This is a genomic window from Candidatus Viridilinea mediisalina, assembly GCF_002532535.1.
Taxonomy (GTDB): Bacteria; Chloroflexota; Chloroflexia; order Chloroflexales; family Chloroflexaceae; genus Viridilinea; species Viridilinea mediisalina.
The window spans coordinates 1-17,422 of sequence record NZ_NQWI01000110.1 but is presented as its reverse complement, the minus strand read 5'-3'; the positions used below and the strand labels follow the sequence as shown (position 1 = coordinate 17,422).

The window sequence follows — 17,422 nt, the reverse complement described above, 5'->3', positions numbered from 1 at the left end:
ATCGCTGCCAAAGACCTCAGAGGCTGTCTGAAAAGTCTATGGTTTGGCGTTGGAGTGCCGGCTTTAGCCGGCTAAAGTCGGCACTACGACGGTAAAGCTGAAAGCATGTTTCTGAAACCTTCCCTTTCATCCTTCATCCTTCATCCTTCATCCCTAAAAGGTTACTATGTCAGCGCTACGTAAACGTTGGGAACTTCGCTCGCCCGCTCCAGAGGATTTTATTCGTGCGACAGGGCTGAGTCCGTTACTTGCCCGCCTCCTGTACCACCGCGATCAACGCGATCCAGCGGCAGTGGCGGCCTTCTTGGCTGATGTTAGCCGCCCGATGCTCCACGATCCGCTGCTGATGCGCGGCATGGCTGATGCGTGTGATCGGATTATTACGGCGATTGAACGGGCTGAGCCCATTGCAGTCTATGGCGATTTTGATGTTGATGGGGTCACTGCGGTCACCCTGCTCGTCCAAGCGCTTGGGGCTATGGGTGCAACTATTCGCCCCTATATTCCCCATCGCACCCGTGAGGGCTACGGGCTGAATCAAGCGGCAGTGACTCAATTGGCCGCTGAGGGGGTGCGTCTGCTGATTACGGTTGACTGTGGGATTAGTAATGTGAGCGAGGTGGCCGCAGCGCAACAGTTGGGCCTTGATGTGATTGTGACTGACCACCACCATCCCCCTGAGACATTGCCCCCAGCGCTGGCGATTGTAAATCCGAAGCAGGCGGGTTGCGCCTATCCCTTCAAAGATCTGGTTGGTGTTGGTATCGCCTATAAGCTGGTGCAAGCCCTCGTGCGGCGCGGCATGCAGCTCGCTGGCCTGCGTGGGCGCGATCTGCTTGATGTGGTTGCCCTCGGCACCGTGGCCGATATGGGCCCCCTGCGCGATGAGAATCGGGTGTTGGTACGCATGGGCCTGAATGCGCTCAATACGACTCAACGCCCAGGGTTGCAGGCGTTAATTCAGATTGCAGGTCTCAAATTGGGCAATATCAGTGCCACCGATATTGGCTATATGCTTGGGCCACGCCTCAACGCTGCTGGCCGCCTCGATGATGCGGTGCGCGCCTACCATCTGCTCTTGGCCCCCACCAAGGCCGAAGCAGAGACCATCGCCTATGAACTGAACACCGCCAACCGTGAGCGCCAAGCACTAACCAAGCAGGTGCAGGCGCGTGCCCGCGAGTTGGCCGAAGCCAGTGGGCGCGACCAGCAGCGCATTGTGGTGCTGGCCGACGAGGGTTTCCCGGCAGGTGTGGTTGGGCTCGTCGCTGGCAAACTCGCTGAAGCCTGGGGCCGACCTGTCCTGCTCATCGAACGTGGCCCCAGCCAATCACGCGGCTCGGCCCGCTCCGTCCCCGGCTTCAGCCTGATCGAAGCGCTTACCAGTTGCCATCAACTCTTTGTGCGCTTTGGGGGGCACGCCGCTGCCGCAGGCTTTACCATCGAGAATAGCAAACTCCCCGAACTCGAAGCCCATCTCTTGGCACTTGCCGCAACCCAACTCAGTGCCGAAGGGATCGAGCCTAGCTTGACGATTGATGCTGACATCCCATTGCAGTGTGTAAACTGGGAACTTTTGAACGAACTTGCACAGCTCGAACCCTTTGGTCAAACCAACCCTACCCCAACCCTGATGAGCAGCAACGTAACCGTCGTAGACGCCCGACCACGTGGGGCCGAAGGCCAACATCTACGCATGCTGTTGCGCCAAAACTCTGGGCCAGTGCTTGAGGCTATCGCCTTCCGTATGGGCCACCTCGCCGAGCCATTGCGCCGCCACCCCCACATTGATGTCGCCTATTACCTCGAAGCGAATGAATGGAACAACGAACGCCGCCTGCAACTCAACGTGCGCGACTTTCGTCGGGCCAAGAGGTAATTCGCCGAAAGGTGGGGGTACGGGTGGGAACCTAGTTCCCTCCCGTACCCCCGCATCCTAGCGAAGCATGGTAAGATACCAATCCTACATCTATTCGTATTTAGTTTAGAGACGCAGAGGAGAGCATCCCATGACCAGTTCTAGTCGTTTCTGGCCGATGGTTTGGATGGCAGGTATCTTTCTGCTGGCCTATTTGCTGACCATGTTCCTCAATCCGATTGATCCGGTGCCTCCCTTTCTGCTACTCTCGTTTCTTGGGGTTATGCTGCTTATGGTCGGGATGGGTGGCGGCTGGCGCGAGGTTAAACCAGGCTATGCCGAGATTCGCCGCGATGTGACCGGCAATTTCCAGGCGTTTACCCAGGGCCATTACCTCTACATCCCCTTCCTCCATACGATTAAGGCGGTTATGCCCAACTATCCGATTCGCTATGAGGATGAGATTGAGCGCATCCAGACCCGTACCTTTCGCATTGCGGCGATTGAGAAGGTGCGGGTGCGCGTCCATTATCATATTGTGAACCATGTGCATTGCTATACCAATCTTGTGCCTACGATGGCTGATCGCATCCGTGAATTGGAGCAGACCGAGCGCCTGAAGCGTACCGATACGGGTATCTGGCTCAAGGCAATTGATGAGGCGCTGCACCAGCGCGTTGATGATAGCGTGCGCGACGAGATTTGGGCTTGGTCGGAGATCCTGGAGCAGGATGAGCAACTTGCACTCCAAACGCCCTTCCCCGCTCCGCCCGGTGCCGAGTATGATCCCTATGGTCTGAGCCTCAATCGGCTGAAATTGGCCCAAAAGGTGCGTGATGACATCAATCGCGTCGTTGGGCGCTATGGGCTACGGGTTGATCAGATTGTCTTTGAGTTGATCGAACTGAACTATGAGTTTGTCAAGATCCGTACCCAGAATAGAGAGCGTGAGTTGTCCAAGGCGGAACATGAGGCGCTGCTGCAAGCCGCTGCCATTCGCCAGAAGGGCTTCGCTGAGGCTGAAGTGCGCGCCCGCAATCTGGCCCTGCTACTCGATGAATTGATCAATAAGCGCGGAATGAGTATGCACGACGCCCTCGTGGGCGAGATTGTGCGAGCCTCGCTCTACAGCGATGGCGAGATGATCTGGAAGGGTGTGATCGAGAAGGGCAACGAGCCGAGTGGCCCGACCAAGGCGGCCTAGAAGCAGGAAGCAGGTAGCAGGTAGTAGGAAGTAGGAAGTAGGAAGCAGGAAGCAGGAAGCAGGAAGCAGGAAGTAGGAAGTAGGAAGCAGGAAGCAGGAAGCAGGAAGCAGGTAGTTGATTGCCCCGTTGCTTGGCCACTCTGAGCAAAGGTTCGTCGGAACGTTCCTGTTTACACCGTAGGTAGTGCCGACGTTAGTCGGCTTCCCATCGATGGCAAAGACCTCAGCCGACTAACGTCGGCACTACGATGCCCGCCCATGGACTATTCAGCATGACAGGCTGCTGGGATACGTAACAATTTCTGCTTCCCTTAGTCGGCTTCCCATCGCTGCCAAAAACCTCAGCCGACTAACGTCGGCACTACGATGCCCGCCGACTATTCAGCATGACAGGCTGCTGGGATACGTAACAATTTCTGCTTACCCAACACAAGCCCGCTGATTAACCTGGCCGGGGTGGGGCACCTCGACCTCTTGCAGCGGCTGTATACCGAGGTATGGTGAAAGCGGGAGAGCGGGAGAGCGGGAGAGCGGGAGAGCGGGAAAGACGATGATTACTCAGATTGAAATTAACGGCTTCAAAACACTACAGACAGCGGTCATCCCGATGCGCCCATTTCTGGCCTTTGCCGGGCCGAATAATGCTGGCAAAAGCAACTTGTTTGATGCCCTGCGCCTGCTTTCCATGCTCCCCAATCACGATCTGCCCGATATTCTGCACATGGTGCGCGGCGATCCCTTCGAGATGTTTACCCTTCAGCCCGATGGATCGTACAGTCGGCGCTTGCATATCGCCGTTGAACTGCTACTCGATCCGACATTTGACGATGAATTTGAAGGTTCTGTCACGCTCAAACGCACATGGTTGCGTTACGAAATGACGATTGAACGTGAAAACCATGATCACAGCCCACGTATCCAGATCGCCGGTGAGCAGTTGTTCGTCAAGGCGAGCGATAAGCGTTTGCCGTGGGCTGCTTCAAAAGCATTTAAGCAGATGTATCTGACTACCAAACGGCGCAATGCGCCCTACATCTCGCTTGATGCGCAAGGTGAAATCACCGTGCATCAGGATGGTGCCGAACGAAGCCGCCCGCGAACTATGCGTCGTGGCACACGTCAATCCATTTTGCAGGTGATTCGTGATGCGGGTGAGTTTCCCCATATCTGCGCCGTACGCAATGAGCTCCTCCGTTGGCGCTTCATTCATCTTGAGCCTGAGGCAATGCGTGAACCAAATGAGATCGATGGCCCGGATCGCATGCTTCACAATGGGCGCTATCTTGCGGCTGCGCTGCACCGGATCATGCGCCACGACCCGAGTGCGCAAGCCGAGATCTCCGCATGGGTGAGCCAGTCTATCCCCGGCACACGGCAGGTACATATTCGCCAACTTGATGAACTCCATCGCTACCTGATCGAACTCGAAACAGTTGATGGACGGTGTTTCTCGTCGCGGGTTCTCTCAGACGGAACCTTGCGCATGCTTGCTCTGCTTGCTCTCCAGTATGATGAAGATCAGGTAGGTCTGATCTGTCTCGAAGAGCCAGAGAACGGTGTCCACCCCCGTCGGCTCAAAACGGTGATTGATCTGCTCAAGAGGTTTGCCACCGATCCCCAGCGCGATGATCTAACCGACGGCCCCCCCATGCCTTTGCGCCAAGTGTTGATCAATACCCATTCGCCCCATTTGGTACGCGAACTGGAACCAGAAGATCTTATATTGGTCGAGGCCATAACCCAGGTGGGGGCTGGGGTGCCGCCCATGCGCTACACGAGCTATCGCCCAATACTTCCGCCGACGAATGGGGCGCTCTTGGTCAACGAGACGGTCCGCGAGTCGATGCAGATGCGCTTGGCGGCTTTGTTGGAAGATCGCGATCTTGGCGCTCTCTGGGTAGATGGTGCCATCGGTGGGGTGCCCTAATGCGAAGCTTGCGGATCGCTTTTGTGGCAGAAGGCGCACGTGACCTGCAAGTCATCCCGGTTTTGATCGAGCGTCTGATTGCTGTAGCCCAACCAGCGCCAGCGCTGCGCTTGAGCATAGATCGCCAGCGCTGGAATACGCGACGCCCATTTAATGCGGCTCTCGTCGAAGTTGTGACACAAGCTGCGTTCCAGTCTGACCTGCTGGTCTGTCATGTTGATGCTGATGCCGGTGATGATCAGCGTGTCCGTCAGTATAAGATTGATCCTGGCATCACTCAGGTAACCACCGCATGTCCACAGACGCTTCCCATCGTGTGGGCTGTACCAGTGCATGCTATCGAGGCGTGGCTGCTTACCGATCCCGAACACTTTGCTGAGGCCATTGGAGCAACGCGACGACATGTGCCTATGTTTCCGCGCCATCCTGATCGCATTCATCGCCACGAGGCCAAGGCGCTGTTCGATCGAACGATTGTCGATCTGCTAGCCAAAACCCAGCGGCAACGTCGTCGGCTTCGTCCCGATCTGTTTGCTGAACTTGTAGCACGTGAGTCTGCGCTGCCCCAACTGCGTCGGCTCCCTGCCTTTCAGTCCTTTGAAGGAGATCTGATGCGCACCCTGGTTGCGTTGGGGTGTCATTTCACAAATCTGAGTGAGGAAGTAGCATGACCGAACGCACCGCTGTCCAAAATCCTATGCTCCGTTACGCCGAGGCTATCGGTTGGCGCTTTGTGCCGCGTGAAGAGGCGCTGCGCCTGCGCGCTGGTGAGATCGGGCGGTTCTTCGCTGATGTGCTTATACCACATTGACATATCCCTTGTCAGCCAAGACGGTTAGACCAAGGTGTTTTGGCAGTACCACATCGCCCACAAACTCGGCGGCAGTTTACCTCTCTCACGCGCTCCCGAAGTAACGCAATGCCAGCCGTAGGCGCTCTTCGAGATCTTCGGGGGCGTCGGCGGGCATGGCGTTGATCGCGGCGCTCGCTTCGGCGCTACTGTAGCCCAGGCTGGTGAGGAGTTCGCCGAGTTCGTTGTTGAGCGCAACTGCCGCCGCTGTTGCGCCAGTAGGCGGGGGCGGCAGGGTGGCAAGATCGAGTTTGCCCTTTAATTCCAACACCAGCCGCTCGGCGGTCTTTTTGCCAACACCAGGAGCGCGCGCTAGGCGCGCGGTGTCGCCATGGGCTATGGCACCGCCGATCTCCGCAGGGGTGCCCGTCGAGAGCAGCCCTAGGGCGACGCGTGGCCCTACGCCAGAGACGCTCATAAGCCGCTCGAAGAGGCTGCGCTGTTCGCTGTTGGCAAAGCCGTAGAGCGTGAGCGCGTCTTCGCGTACAATGAGGACGGTGTAGAGCAGCATGGTGTCACCAATTGCCCCGGCGTTGGCTAACACCGGACGCGGCGCATAGACTAAGAAGCCGACGCCGTGGGTTTCGATGACGAGATGGTCACTGCCGATATGGGCGATGGTTCCGCGCAAGCGTGCGATCATGAGCGCTATTGTAGCATAACCATTTGTGAGGGCGCGAGGATGCGCCTCCCGCGTCGTCGCCTCCCGCGTCGTCGCCTCCCGCGTCGTCGCCTCCCACGTCGTCGCCTCCCGCGTCGTCGCCTCTTCTGAACCTTGCCTAGTTGCCCAATCTGCTCCTTTGGTAGCGGTTTTTCACTTGTACACAAGCTTCAAAGCACGTAGACTAACAATAAGTCAGTTTTGACTATTCAGATGTGAGGAGGGTCTCATGCGCTTTGTCTTCCTGAGTACGCAGGACAACTATACGGTGGGCTTGCGTGCGGCGGCGGCGGCGATCAACCGCGAGTATCAACTCGATCTGCAGGTGGCGGTCTATCTGGCGGCGGATCTGGGCGATCCGGTGCGGTGCGCACGGATTGAGGCGGATGTCTTGGCCGCTGATCTTGTGGTGGGCGCGATGCTCTTTGGTGAAGCCTATGTGCGCCCGTTGGAGCAGATCTTTGCGCGTGCGACCTGCCCGCTGGCGATTATTATGAGTAATCCTGCGCTGGCGAAGTTTACCCGTTTGGGGAAGTTTACGCTGAGTGGCAAGGACGATGAGCAGGATGGTCATCGCGGGATGATGAACGCGCTGCGCCCCAAGCATGGCCACGGTGAGGCGTCGCGCCAGTTGGCGCTGGTCAAGAATCTCACGCGCATGCTCAAGTATCTGCCGGGGCGTATGCGTGATCTGCATACCTTCATTGTGCTGCACCAGTTTTGGGTACACAATAGCCCCGATAATCTGCGGCGTATGCTGTGTCTTTTGGTTGAGCGCTATGTGCCTGGCATGAAGGGGCGCTTGCCGGTGGAAGAGCCCTTCCTCTACCCCGATCTGGCGATCTGGCACCCCGATGCGCCTGCGCCTTTTGCCGATCTGAAGAGCTATGAGAAGTGGCAGCGCAAGCGCCGCAAGCGGCTCGATCAGGGGGTGGTGGGCCTATTAACGCTGCGGGTGATTGCGCTCTGTGACAATGTGGCCCACTTGACGGCCTTGATTCGTGCCCTTGAAGCCCGTGGGATTGAGGCGCGTTTGGCCTATTCGGCGGCCCTCGATAATCGCCCGGCCCTCGATGCCTTTTTTTCTACCAGCGAAACCCAGAGCAGCGGCAAGGTGCAACGCTACCTACGCGAACTGGTGCGCCGTCCGGCCAATGGCGATCCGTCACCCCGCCGTTCGCTGATCGATCTACTCGTTACGACCTCCGGTTTTGCGCTTGCCGGCGGGATGGCGCAGAGTCGCCCGAAGGAGGCAAATGAAGCCCTGGATGCGCTGGATGTTCCCTTTCTGCAAACGATTCCGTTGGTCTTCCAACGGGTAGAGCAGTGGCGCAACGATGATCGTGGCCTCAGCCCGATGCACCTGGCGATGAATGTGGCCCTTGGCGAGCTTGAGGGCGTTACGGAGCCATTGGTCTATGGCGGGCCGTCGGGTGAGGAGGGTGTCGCGGTGCCCATCCCAGAGCAGATTGAGCGCTTTGCCGACCGCGTGGCGCGGCGGGTGGCGCTGGGCCGTAAGCCCAACAGTGCCAAGAAGGTGGCGCTGGTGCTCTTCAATTTTCCACCCAACATGGGCAGCGTTGGCACCGCCGCCTACCTCGATGTCTTTGCCAGTGTCTACCGGCTGCTTCAGGAGCTACAGGCGCAAGGCTATAGCGTTGAGTTGCCGGAGAGCGCCGATGCGCTGCGGCGCATGCTCACCGAGGGTAATGCGCTGGTGCATGGTACCGATGCGAATGTGGCGGCTACGTTGAGCGTTGAGGAGTATCGGCGTATCTTTCCCCACTATGTGGATATTGAACCATTCTGGGGGCCAGCGCCGGGCGATCTGTTGAGCGATGGTAAACGCTTGCTGATTCAGGGGCGTCAGTTTGGCCATGTCTTTATTGGCATCCAGCCGACCTTTGGTTATGAACGCGATCCCATGCGTATGCTGATGGCGCGTGATGCCGCGCCGCACCACGGGTTCGCCGCCTTCTATGCCTGGCTCGACCGCGCCTTTGGGGCGGATGCGGTGATCCATATTGGTACCCACGGTGCGTTGGAGTTTATGCCGGGCAAACAGGCCGGGCTTGGCCCTGAATGTTGGCCTGCACGCCTGCTCGGCCCGCTGCCTAACATCTACTACTACTGTGTCAATAATCCCAGCGAGGGCACGATTGCCAAGCGCCGGGGGGCCGCGACGTTGGTGAGTTACCTCGTGCCGCCGGTGCAGCAGGCTGGTCTCTATAAAGGGCTGCTGCAACTGAAAGATAGCCTCCAGCAGTACCAAGAGCGCCCCGATCCTGAGTTGCTCGCCAGCATCTATGAGCAGGCGGAGCGTCTGGGGTTGGGGGGCGAGGATGCGGGAGGCGAAGCAGGGAGAGGCGAGGCAGGGAGAGGCGGGGATGCGGGAGATGAAGCGGTGGGGCAGGCTTTGGCCCGTCTTAGCCACCGTTTGCTTGAGGTAGAACAGCGGCTCATTCCGGTGGGGCTGCATGTGTTGGGGCAGCCGCCTGCGGGTGAGGAGTTGGTGGACATTCTGAGTATGGTGGCCACCTTCAACCGCCCGGCGGGTGGTGGGGCCAATCTACCAGAGTTGGTTGCAGCGGGACTAGGCTTTGAGTATGCCAAACTCTGCCAGCAACTCAATCAGGATAGCACCGCGCAAGCGCAGTATCGGCAGGTGGATGCGGCATGCCGTGCTGCGGTGGCGCGCCTTGTGGCGGGTGAACCGCTGAGTGCCCCAGGGGTTGCGCCTGATGCGCTGGCCCCACTTGCTACGATGCTCAACGATCTCTTGGCGCGCCTACGGGTTGATGGCGAGCTACCGGGGCTCTTGCGCGCTCTTGGGGGCGGCTTCATACCCGCTTCGCCCGGCAACGACATCGTGCGCAACCCGGCGGTCGTGCCCACCGGGCGCAACATCCACGGCCTCGACCCCTACCGCATGCCCTCCGAGGCGGCACAGATCAGTGGGACGCAGTGTGTCAATGAGTTGCTAGAGGGGCTGCGGCGCAGCGAAGGGGCTTACCCGGAGACGGTCGCAATGGTGTTGTGGGGCACCGATAACCTCAAGACCAGCGGCGAAGGGGTGGCGCAAGCCTTGGCCTTGATGGGAGCGCGTCCGGTGATGGACGAGTTGGGCAAAATTGCCGATGTGGCTCTGATTCCCCTGGCCGAACTGGGCCGCCCGCGGATTGATGTGGTCTGCACCGTCAGTGGTATCTTCCGCGACCTCATGGCCCACCAAGCCATGCTGATTGACAAAGCGGCCCGTTTGGCCGCCGCTGCCGACGAGCCGGAAGCGGCCAATTTTATCCGCAAGCACGCCCGTAGCCAGGCGGTTGCGCTTGACATAAACATTGACGAAGCGGCGGCGCGGGTCTTCTCCAACGCCCCTGGCAGCTACGGGGCCAACGTCAACCACATGGTTGAGCAGAGCAGTTGGGAGGACGACAGCCAACTGGGTGATGTCTTCATGACGCGCAAAGGCTTCGCGCTCGACAGCAACGGCGAATGGTACGAAGCGCGCCCACTGCTCGAACAGACGCTCAGTACCGTGCAGGCCACCTTCCAGAACGTAGACAGCGTTGAGACCGGTATCTCCGATGTGGATCACTACTACGAGTATCTCGGCGGCGTCACCAAGAGCGTCGAGAAGCTACGCGGGGCACGGCCCAAAGTGATGGTCGCCGAAGTGGAGGCGTTCAGCGGGCCGGGCAGCGGGCGGGTACGCAGCTTAGAGCAGATCGTGCGCCTCGAAAGCCGCGCCAAGCTCCTCAACCCCAAATGGTTTGAAGGCATGCTCGCCCACGGCTACGAAGGTGCCCACGAGATCGAAGTGCGCCTCAGCAACACCTACGGCTGGAGCGCCACGGCCAACGCAGTGGACGGCTGGGTCTACCAAGGGGTCGCCGAGACCTACCTGCTCGACGAAGCCATGCGCGAGCGGCTATCCAAGCTCAACCCGCAAGCGGCGGCGGGCATGGCGCGACGGCTGCTTGAGGCAAACGAACGGGGCTTCTGGGAGGCCGACGAAGCCACATTGGAGCAGTTGCGCGGCATCTATGCTGATCTGGAAGATCAGATGGAGGGAGTGCGGTAAACTAGGAGCGCCTCCCGGCATGGGGTTCGGAGGATGCGTAGCTTCCCCCGAAGAAATTCTTTGTTAGCGCGAAGAAGTTCTGGGCCGCGCCGCTTGGCTTCGACAGGCTCAGCCAGCGTCGCGGTGGCTGCGAACCCAAGGCTTCTTCGCGCTAACAACTTCTTTTCGTTCGTTGTGGCGGCGAAGCCACCACAACGAACGAAAAAAGATAATGAAAGGTAATGGTATTTTCGTGTCAGATCTGAACCAACGCATCGCCGACTTCCTAGCCCAGCGGCGCATCGCTGTGGCTGGCCTCTCGACCAAACGCCAGATTACGGGCAACCTGATCTACCGCAAACTCAAGGGTGCTGGGTATGAACTTGTGCCGATTATGCCCGCTGGGGGTGAGTTTGAAGGCGACCAGAGCTACCCCGATCTCATGGCCGTACCGGGCAAGCTTGATGGCATCTTTATCGCCACCCGCCCGGAGGTGACCACGACATTGGTGCAACAGGCAGTTGACGTGGGGGTACCGCGCATCTGGATGCACGAATCGCTGGTCAAAGCGGCAAGTAGCGTTTCGCAAGAGGGGGTCATGCTTGCCCAGCAGCACGGAATTGCACTCATCGCTGGTTCCTGCCCCATGATGCATGTGCAGCCAGTAGATTTTGCCCATCGCTGCATGTGTTGGCTGATGAAGGTCACGAAACGCATGCCTGCATAGCGTTCCTCACCCATGCAACTTTGCCCGCGCCAAGGCCAACGCTTCGGCGCGGGTCGTAATTTCGCCTGCGGCTTGTGCTTCGCCGATTTCACGTAATAAGGCACCGAGCTGCGGCCCTGGGCTGAGGCTGAGGATATCCATCAGGTCGTGCCCGTTGACCAAGGGCTTAGGCTGTTCGGGCGCGGGGCTGTAGCCCGCATGCAACACCTGCTCTATCCAAGCCACATGGGTCGTCCACGCCTGCGGGTTGAGCGTTGGCCCCCGCGTCGCAAGGTGATCGGCGAGTTCGTGTAGCAACACATCGGGCGCGGCTGGCTCGAGGTCGCGGAAGAAACGCGCAATGGCGCGTGCGCTCACCACTTCGGCGTTCCGCAACTGGCCGGGGCGCATGTGTTCGCGCACAATCAACCTGACGTAGCCGCTTTCGTTGCGACTGATGCGCAGGCGGCGGCAGATCTGTAGAGCAACTTCCGCCCCTTGGCTCTGGTGGCCGTGGAAGTTGACGCTACCATCGGGCTGTTGGGCTTTGCATTGTGGCTTGGCGTTGTCGTGCAGCAGTGCGGCGAACTTGAGCAAAGCGCTCCGGCGGTAACTGCCGCCGCCCCGCGTTTCGTTGAGCAGGCTAACCAACATGGCGGCATAGGGAATGGTTCCGCTCAAGTTGGGGTTGTGCTGTAACGCCACTGGTAGGGCTGTAATACCAATGACCCTTGAACATGCCGCATTATCAAGAACGCTAACGTCCATTGGGACGCCATGTTCGGCAATCTGCAATCTGCAATCTACAATCGTACATGGTATAAGCTCCGCAGGCAGCGGCTCGCCCCGCATCTGCCCGATCAGCCAGTCGAGCGCAGCGACCGTTTCGAGGCTGTGGGCCAGCACAGGCAAAAAGTGGATGCGCGGTTGCTCACAGTTGCGCGCCGCTTCCAGTTCGGGTATCAGCAGCGTTAGTGCCCCGCACGCATCCAGATAGCGCAACCAAGGTGCGGCGTAAGGGGCATCGAGCAGACGCAACAGTTCGTCGCGACAGCGCTCAGGTGCAACCGTTGCGAGCCGTGGTGCTGCCGCGTGCATGAGTGGGGCCAACTCGTCGGCTGGACGTAGGCCCAGGTGGGCGCAGAAGCGGGCGGCACGCAGGACCCGCACCGGATCGTCAAGCAGACTGGTGCTGCTACAGGGGCGCAACATGCCTGCCATCAAGTCGGCCTGCCCGCCGGTTGGATCGATTAGTTCACCTGCTGATGCCCCAAGGGGCAGCGCCAACGCATTGATCGTAAAGTCGCGGCAGCGCAAATCGGCTTCAATGCTTGGCCCGCGTAGCGCCGCAAGATCGAGGGTGAGCGGCGGATCGCTGCGGGTCACAATCCGCCCAGTGGCGCGGGTGGCATCGAGGGGCACGAAGGCGGCATCCGTCGCATCCGCATAGGCACGCGCCAAGGCAAAACCATCGCCCGCCAGGGCAAGATCGAAATCCACCGGCACCCTGCCACGCAACAGATCACGAACGCTGCCCCCAACCAGCCAGAGTTGCACCCCTTGGGCCGCAGCGAAGGCACTCAGGTCGGTGAGAATAGCAGGGAGTGAGCAGTGCATGAGCAACAATATCTTTCAAGGCAATGAGGCAACACCTTGCAAATAAGCCCTTTGCCCCCCTTCCCAACCCTCCCCCCGTAGGGTTCATGGGCGGACAGAAAATATGTACGTTGCCACGCAAAAACCGCGTTGCAACACCAAGAATCTTGCTGTCTTCGCCCCCTCTCCCACTTGTGGGAGAGGCGATGCCCGGTTGGTGAGCCTGTCGAACCAGATCCTGTCGAACCAGAGCCTGTCGAACCAGAGCCTGTCGAACCAGAGCCTGTCGAAGGGGGAAGGGGGGGGAGGGCCAACCGGCACATCTCCATCAGGAATCCGCAGGTACCCGCACAAGAATTCTGTCCGCCCTTAAACCCCGTAGGGGGGAGGTTGGGGGAGCGCGGATCAGGCTTCAGCCGGCTAAAGCCGGCACTCCAACGCGTGCCCACGAGCTTTTCAGACAGCTTCTTAGACCAACTCCCACATCCGCACGGTGGCATCAAAGCTACCAGTAAGCAACAGCTTGCCGTCAGGGCTAAAGGCCAGCGAGGTAACCCCTTCGCTATGGCCGCTACCCACCGCCACCGGCGCACCATCAGTGGCGCGCCAGAGCCGCACGGCGCGTCCGTAGTCGCCACTGGCCAGCAGTTTGCCATCAGGGCTAAAGGCCAAACTAAAGATCGCCCCGCGCTCTACGGCCAAGGCATAGAGCAACGCACCATCAGCGACACGCCACACCCGAATGGTTTGATCGCTGCCAGCACTGGCCAACAACTCACCTGTAGGGTTAAAAGCAAGGCTAAAGACGGCATCTTGGTGGCCCTGCAACTCCTCTAGTAGCGCCCCATCGCGCATGCGCCACAGCCGCACCTGGCGGTCGTGACTACCACTGGCCAACAGCTTGCCCGTGGGGCTGATGGCCACACAGTTGACCGCCCCCCGATGCTCGGCTAATACTCGTTCAAGGCCGCCATCCTGCATGCGCCAGAGCCGCACAGTGCGATCCCAACTGCCACTGGCCAACAACTCGCCGTTGGGCGTATAGGCCAAGCCAAAGACCGCTCCCTGGTGGCCATCCTGATCACACAGCGTCCGTAGGGGCTGGCCATCGGCCACATGCCAGAGTTGCACCCGCTGGTTGCGTCCAGCCGCGGCCACGATGCCTCCTTCAGGATGAAAGCCGACCGTATTGATCTCGCCCAGATCGCTCTGCAGGGTCTGGATCAAGTAGCCATCGGCCATTTGCCAGAGGCGGGCCACCCCATCCCAAGAGCCAGTGACGATCAGTGATCCATCGGGGCTACAGGCAACCCCATTTACGAGACTCTTGACATGCAGGACGCGCAACGGATTCAGTTGCGAAGGGAGTGCGCCAGTTGCAGCCTCACTACGCCTGATTGGAACTTCTGGTACATCTGTGCTTTGCTCGGAGACACTTGCGGCGGCGCTGGCATACTCAAGCAGCATTGGTTCCGATTGGAGACCATGGCCATGGTGCAACATAAAATGGCGATGATGTTCAGCCAAAAAGCGCCGTCCAGGGGCAGCACAACTATCATTCGGCTGACGCAACTGGGCACCACTCAGTTCGGCATAGGGCGTACCGGCCAAAGAGGCGGCCACACTCACACTGAAATCGAGCGGATCGCAGGCAATCAGCCCGGCGCGAAAGAGGCGGGCCACATCGGCACGGAGCACAAGCGTATTGTTGGGTGAAGCAGTGGCACGCGGATCGATCAAGACCAGATCAAGCGCCTCGACTACGCGACAACCTGTGAGGGCACACTGCTCGCCATAGCACACCAACAACTCAGCCCGCAAAAGGGCATGCGGGGTCATGGTTACTCCACCAACACCGAGATTGGCATCTGACATATGCGGTACTACTCTCTTCGTTGTTGTATTGCGGCGGGGCAGCCACCTTATAGTATACGCTGTTCTGTTGATGAGGGCTACGCCATTTTTTGTTCCATGTTGGCGGCGAAGCCGCCAACATGGAACAACAAGAGTTTTTTTGGGGGAGGCGAAGCCTCCCCCAAACCCCCGCCGAGGGCTTAACGTCATGCACATCAGCACACATCGTTACCGCTTCATGCTATACTGCGAACATAGGAAACCATGGTTCGCCCGCATTTGGTTAAAACTGCGTTTGGTAATTGCTCGGTGCCAGATTTTGTCTATACTAGGTACCAGTATATCGTTCTAGCAACGACTGCCTGTATGGTCCGTCGGGAGTGAAGAGCAATGCTTGAGCCGGGGGCCATCCTCCAAGATCGCTATAAAGTCATTGCAGCCATCGGCAAAGGCGGCATGGGTTCAGTCTACCGTGCGCGCGATCTGCGCCTCCGCACCGATGTTGCCCTCAAAGAGACTCTCTTTAACGACGAGGTCTATCGGCGTGCCTTTGAACATGAAGCCCAAGTGCTGGCACGCTTGCGCCATCAGGCTCTGCCCCGGGTGATTGACCACTTCATCGAAGGCCCCGGTCAGTTCCTCGTTATGGAGTTTATCCATGGTGAAGACCTAGGGAACCAGTTGGTGCGCTTGGGTCAACGCTTCGCAACGCAACAAGCCATGCCCATGATTCTGCGTTGGGCCGACCAGTTGCTTGATGCGTTGCACTATCTTCATACACGCCCTTCGCCCGTCTATCACCGCGATATTAAACCCAAAAACCTAAAACTTACCCAAACCTACGATATTATTTTGCTCGATTTTGGCCTTGCCCGTGGTGGCATGACGGTGGCCGTTCATCCCGATCAAGTGGCTGAGGCTGCGGCTAACGAACGCAAGATCTATGGCTTTACCCCGCCCTATGCGCCGATTGAACAGATGCGCGATGGTGAACCCGATACACGCAGCGATCTCTATGCCCTTGGAGCGACGATCTACCACCTGCTGACGGCAACCCTCCCGGCGGATGCGATGACGCGCATGGCCCGCATGATCAAGGGCCAACCCGACCCAATTAAGCCAATTCGCAGCCTTGCGCCCCACGTCCCCGAAGCGATTGCGGCGGTCTTTGAACATTCACTCGCGGTCATGCTCGACGACCGCCCCGCCTCAGCCCGCGAGATGCGTATTGCTCTAGCCCATGCGCGCAGTGGAGGGAGTCGTCCCGCCGCGCCAACCATTGTTGAATCACAACCTGCCGTTGCAGCCCCTCAGCCCCAAGCGCACCAAGCGATTACCAATCCACAGCCTGGGACGCAGGTGAGCCAGCCTACCCAAGCGCATCCCCCGCTGACCGGCATGCAGCCGAGCCTGACGTCATTCCCCGGTTCCATTACGCCGAGCATGTCGCAACCCGAAAGCCAACCAGGGGCTACCCCAATTGGCTCGCTGTTGCGTATGCTCACAACCGGGAGTCCGATCCGTTCGATTGCCTTTAGCCCTTTGGGCGATCTGCTGGCTGCGGGCTATGACGACCATACGATTGGCATCTGGAATCTCAATAACTACACCCATTTAACCACGCTCAAAGGCCACAGCAGCAGTGTGCGCGGGGTTCGCTTTGCGCCTCATGGTGGTCTGCTCGCTTCAGGCAGCGATGACGAGAGCATCCGGCTCTGGCGTGTCGCCGATGGTTCGAGCCTGCGCCGCTTGAATCTTACCGGCTGCCCCATCGAGAGCATCGCCTTTAGCCCCGATGGCAACTACCTCGCTGCGGGTGGTTGGGGCGGCACCATTGCGCTCTGCGCCATTGAAGATACCCGCATCAGCATTGCGGAAAACCTACCCTGCCCCTTCGTCCACAGCCTTACCTTCAGCCCCGATGGGCAGATGCTGGCCGCTGGTGCTTATGATGGCACCATTTACCGCTGGGATCTGCAGGAGCAGCGCCCCCTAGACCCATTGGCCGGCTTCTCGACCATTATTCTCTCGCTCTCCTTTAGCCCCGATGGCGAATACCTCGCCGCCAGTAGCAACAATAGCGTGCAAGTCTGGCGCATGAGCGACGAACGCCCCATCGAGGAGCTACGTGGCCACAAAGGCCCCATCCACGACCTCGCCTTCAGCCCTGATTCCAGTATCCTCGCCACTGGCAGCGAAGACAAAACCGTGCGGCTTTGGCGCATCGGCGATGGCACCATGATCCCCATTTCGCTTGATCACCGCGCTGGCGTCGCCACCATCAGCTACAGCCCCAACGGCATCACCCTCGCCACCGGCAGCCACGATGGACGCATCTACCTCTGGAAGGTTGGGGGATAGGCGCTGTCTGGGTACGCGGACCTTGAGGAACGGAACAACACTGGAGTGCCTTCGCCCCTCTCCCACAACGTGGGAGAGGGGACGGGGGTGAGGGCCGCTTAGAAGCTGTCTGAAAAACCGGGGGGCACACGCCACTGGGATGCCTTCGCCCCTCTCCCACAACGTGGGAGAGGGGACGGGGGTGAGGGCCGCTTAGGGAAGCGGATGTTGTTGATTGCCCCGTTGTTTTGTCATCCTGAGAGGCCGTAGGTAGTGCCGACTTATGGTCTTCCAGAAATTAATCCGCTATCCCAGTCCAACATACTGTAAAAGCTTTGGCGACCCGGTCGTGAAGGAGGC

General features: G+C 59.2%; 11 protein-coding genes. 8 read left to right on the top strand and 3 right to left on the bottom strand.

Annotated features, from left to right (window positions below):
* The first annotated feature begins 166 nt into the window (after positions 1-166).
* From recJ to CJ255_RS23700, 5 genes are all read left to right on the top strand, one after another.
* Positions 167-1,879: a single-stranded-DNA-specific exonuclease RecJ gene (recJ, locus tag CJ255_RS17420; RefSeq protein ID WP_097645376.1), complete on the top strand. Its 1,713-nt coding sequence runs from the start codon at positions 167-169 to the stop codon at positions 1,877-1,879.
* 130 nt (positions 1,880-2,009) lie between these two features.
* The gene (locus CJ255_RS17415; RefSeq protein WP_097645375.1) at positions 2,010-3,062 is read left to right on the top strand and encodes an SPFH domain-containing protein; all 1,053 of its coding nucleotides are present in this window, start codon (positions 2,010-2,012) and stop codon (positions 3,060-3,062) included.
* 550 nt (positions 3,063-3,612) lie between these two features.
* On the top strand, positions 3,613-4,989 hold the full coding sequence (locus CJ255_RS17410) for an AAA family ATPase (RefSeq protein WP_097645374.1): 1,377 nt from the start codon (positions 3,613-3,615) through the stop codon (positions 4,987-4,989).
* Positions 4,989-5,660 (top strand): DUF4276 family protein, encoded by a 672-nt coding sequence (locus CJ255_RS17405; protein WP_097645373.1) that lies wholly within the window; start codon positions 4,989-4,991, stop codon positions 5,658-5,660. Before CJ255_RS17410 ends, CJ255_RS17405 begins: the two co-directional genes overlap by 1 nt.
* Positions 5,657-5,800, top strand: coding sequence for a hypothetical protein (locus CJ255_RS23700; protein WP_165774781.1), 144 nt, complete (start codon positions 5,657-5,659; stop codon positions 5,798-5,800). Before CJ255_RS17405 ends, CJ255_RS23700 begins: the two co-directional genes overlap by 4 nt.
* An 85-nt stretch (positions 5,801-5,885) precedes the next feature.
* Here the strand turns inward: CJ255_RS23700 and ruvA are convergent, their stop codons facing one another.
* Positions 5,886-6,482, bottom strand: coding sequence for a Holliday junction branch migration protein RuvA (gene ruvA, locus CJ255_RS17400; RefSeq protein WP_097645372.1), 597 nt, complete (start codon positions 6,480-6,482; stop codon positions 5,886-5,888).
* 247 nt (positions 6,483-6,729) lie between these two features.
* Between ruvA and bchH the strand changes: the two genes are divergently transcribed.
* Together bchH and CJ255_RS17390 are read left to right on the top strand one after the other, a co-directional pair.
* On the top strand, positions 6,730-10,587 hold the full coding sequence (bchH, locus tag CJ255_RS17395) for a magnesium chelatase subunit H (RefSeq protein WP_097645371.1): 3,858 nt from the start codon (positions 6,730-6,732) through the stop codon (positions 10,585-10,587).
* A gap of 232 nt (positions 10,588-10,819) precedes the next feature.
* The gene (locus CJ255_RS17390) at positions 10,820-11,293 is read left to right on the top strand and encodes a CoA-binding protein (RefSeq protein ID WP_165774780.1); all 474 of its coding nucleotides are present in this window, start codon (positions 10,820-10,822) and stop codon (positions 11,291-11,293) included.
* Positions 11,294-11,299: 6 nt separating this feature from the next.
* On the opposite strand, the gene CJ255_RS17385 is transcribed toward CJ255_RS17390, so the two are convergent.
* Together CJ255_RS17385 and CJ255_RS17380 are read right to left on the bottom strand one after the other, a co-directional pair.
* Positions 11,300-12,889, bottom strand: coding sequence for a CCA tRNA nucleotidyltransferase (locus CJ255_RS17385; RefSeq protein ID WP_097645369.1), 1,590 nt, complete (start codon positions 12,887-12,889; stop codon positions 11,300-11,302).
* Positions 12,890-13,336: 447 nt separating this feature from the next.
* The gene (locus tag CJ255_RS17380) at positions 13,337-14,743 is read right to left on the bottom strand and encodes a WD40 repeat domain-containing protein (protein ID WP_165774779.1); all 1,407 of its coding nucleotides are present in this window, start codon (positions 14,741-14,743) and stop codon (positions 13,337-13,339) included.
* A 369-nt stretch (positions 14,744-15,112) separates the two neighbouring features.
* Here CJ255_RS17380 and CJ255_RS17375 point away from each other — a divergent pair, with 369 nt between their 5' ends.
* The gene (locus CJ255_RS17375) at positions 15,113-17,083 is read left to right on the top strand and encodes a serine/threonine-protein kinase (protein ID WP_097645367.1); all 1,971 of its coding nucleotides are present in this window, start codon (positions 15,113-15,115) and stop codon (positions 17,081-17,083) included.
* Positions 17,084-17,422 lie beyond the last annotated feature (339 nt).

Bases quoted from the DNA above. Each gene is read 5' to 3' on its own strand.
- ruvA (WP_097645372.1), bottom strand. From the start codon at position 6,482: ATGATCGCACGCTTGCGCGGAACCATCGCCCATATCGGCAGTGACCAT.
- CJ255_RS17380 (WP_165774779.1), bottom strand. From the start codon at position 14,743: ATGTCAGATGCCAATCTCGGTGTTGGTGGAGTAACCATGACCCCGCAT.
- bchH (WP_097645371.1), top strand. From the start codon at position 6,730: ATGCGCTTTGTCTTCCTGAGTACGCAGGACAACTATACGGTGGGCTTG.
- CJ255_RS17410 (WP_097645374.1), top strand. From the start codon at position 3,613: ATGATTACTCAGATTGAAATTAACGGCTTCAAAACACTACAGACAGCG.
- CJ255_RS17415 (WP_097645375.1), top strand. From the start codon at position 2,010: ATGACCAGTTCTAGTCGTTTCTGGCCGATGGTTTGGATGGCAGGTATC.
- CJ255_RS23700 (WP_165774781.1), top strand. From the start codon at position 5,657: ATGACCGAACGCACCGCTGTCCAAAATCCTATGCTCCGTTACGCCGAG.
- CJ255_RS17385 (WP_097645369.1), bottom strand. From the start codon at position 12,889: ATGCACTGCTCACTCCCTGCTATTCTCACCGACCTGAGTGCCTTCGCT.
- CJ255_RS17375 (WP_097645367.1), top strand. From the start codon at position 15,113: ATGCTTGAGCCGGGGGCCATCCTCCAAGATCGCTATAAAGTCATTGCA.
- recJ (WP_097645376.1), top strand. From the start codon at position 167: ATGTCAGCGCTACGTAAACGTTGGGAACTTCGCTCGCCCGCTCCAGAG.
- CJ255_RS17405 (WP_097645373.1), top strand. From the start codon at position 4,989: ATGCGAAGCTTGCGGATCGCTTTTGTGGCAGAAGGCGCACGTGACCTG.